Origin of the sequence: Corallococcus sp. CA053C, assembly GCF_003611675.1 — a bacterium.
Taxonomy (GTDB): Bacteria; Myxococcota; Myxococcia; order Myxococcales; family Myxococcaceae; genus Corallococcus.
Genome location: NZ_RAWA01000927.1, coordinates 1 through 389, shown reverse-complemented (window position 1 = coordinate 389; position 389 = coordinate 1). Strand labels below are relative to the sequence as shown.

At 65.6% G+C, this 389-nt stretch carries 1 protein-coding gene; it reads left to right on the top strand.

Features of this window, described 5'->3' with window-relative positions; genetic code table 11:
- A partial coding sequence (locus tag D7V97_RS43920) for a DUF6384 family protein (protein WP_199729308.1) occupies positions 1–389 on the top strand: 389 nt, incomplete at both ends.

Sequence of the window (389 nt, the reverse complement as noted above, 5' to 3'; positions counted from 1 at the left end):
AAGCCGGGCCGGCCCTGGACGAGGTCAGCCAGCTGGTGGGGCTGCTGTCGCAGACCCTGGTCTACCGCATCGTCAACCGTGACGATGAACGCACCGGCGTCTGGCGCTACAACGAGAAGGCCAATGGTGGCCGCAACTACTATCTGGTGACCGAAGCGCTGGACGAGGCCGGCAATGCTGCCGAACTGCCGATCCGCAACGAGGAAACCGGCAAGGAGGAACGGGTCTCGGTGTTTGCCGTACGCGTGCCCGAGGCCACCTACAACCGGGTTGCCGCCGACAAGCAGGACAACGGCATCATCGAAGACGACCAGATCGGCAGCAAGCCGCGCGGCAGCCTGTCGCCGCGGTTCCGCATGCCCGCCACCGGTGGCTACATCACCCAATGG